The following is a 1,226-nucleotide window of genomic DNA, read 5'->3' as shown; positions in this document are numbered from 1 at the left end:
AGGACCATCTGCACGCCGGTCGGGCCGAGGCGCACGGCCAGCGCCAGCGCCATCTCGGTCCCGGCGGCGCCGGCGCCGACCACCGCGATCGTCCGCCCTGGCCGCGCCTCCGCCACCAGCGCATCGAGCCGCGGCAGCAGCGCATCGATCGGCTTGAGAGATGTCGCGTGCTCCGCGGCGCCCGGCACAGAGAGCTCCGGCGTTGCGCCGGTGTCGAGCGACAGCAGGTCGTAGGGCAGGGGCGCGCCACCGGCGCGATGCAGCAGCCGTGCCGACGGATCGAGCCCGGTCATGCTGTCCAGCACCAGTGACGCGCCGGCGCGCGCGGCGAGCGGCGCCACCGGGATCAGCGCCTGCTCCGGCCGATAGAGGCCCGCGGCAACGCCGGGCAGCATGCCCGAATAGGGCGAAGCCGCCTCCCGCGTCAGGAGAGTCACGCGCCATTCGGGCAGGGGGTCGCGCGCAAGGCGCCGGAGCACCTCGACATGCGCATGTCCGCCGCCGGCGAGGATCAGGTGTCGTTCGTCCGCCATCCGCCTCCCTAGATGGCGCGATCCGCCCGGCTGCGCGAGACTGCGGCGATGCGATCCTCCTCCGGCCCTGTTGCCACACGCTGGCCCGGGGTTGTCGCCGTGGTGCTGGCCGGAATCGCGGCGGCGGCGCAGGTCGGCAAGGTGCCGGCCGCGATGACGACGATCGGCGCCGAGTTCGGCCTGACGCTCTCCGCCGCCGCATTGCTCGTGGCGCTGTTCGCGCTGCTGACCGCGGTGGCGGGGCTCGCGATCGGACTCGCCGCCGCGCGGATTGGCGCACGCCGCGCCTTGCTCGTCGGACTCGCGGCGGGAACGGTGGCGGCCGTCGCGGCCACGCTCTCGCCGGCCAGCGGCCCGCTCATGCTCGCGCGCATCGCGGAGGGGGCGGGCTTCCTCCTCGTCACCGTCGCCGCGCCGGCCTTGATCGCCGCGATGGCGAGCGGTCGCGACCGCGCCTTCGCGATGGGGCTTTGGGGCACCTACATGCCGGCCGGTGTGGCGCTTGGCCTGCTCAGCGCGCCGCTGGTCGAGGCGGCCGGCTGGCGCGTCGCCTGGCTGGGCTGTGCTGCGTTGCTCGGCGCGGCGCTGCTCCTGTGCTGGCGGACCGTGCCGCCCGATGCGCCGGCGCCGCCAGGGCCGCGCCCGCGGGTGCGGGCCCAGATCGGCGACCTGATCGCGGCACGTCGCCCGCTG

2 protein-coding genes are annotated in these 1,226 nt (G+C 75.9%); one reads left to right on the top strand and one right to left on the bottom strand.

Features of this window, described 5'->3' with window-relative positions; genetic code table 11:
• On the bottom strand, positions 1 to 533 hold a 533-nt coding region (locus L2I40_RS23425; RefSeq protein ID WP_237217757.1), incomplete at its 3' end, for an FAD-dependent oxidoreductase.
• A gap of 99 nt (positions 534 to 632) precedes the next feature.
• Here L2I40_RS23425 and L2I40_RS23420 point away from each other — a divergent pair.
• On the top strand, positions 633 to 1,226 hold a 594-nt coding region (locus L2I40_RS23420; protein ID WP_237217756.1), incomplete at its 3' end, for an MFS transporter.

The sequence above is a fragment of the Falsiroseomonas oryziterrae genome, from assembly GCF_021864505.1.
Taxonomy (GTDB): Bacteria; Pseudomonadota; Alphaproteobacteria; order Acetobacterales; family Acetobacteraceae; genus Falsiroseomonas; species Falsiroseomonas oryziterrae.
Note: the sequence above shows the minus strand (reverse complement) of the source record. Positions and strands in the feature narration are given on the sequence as shown.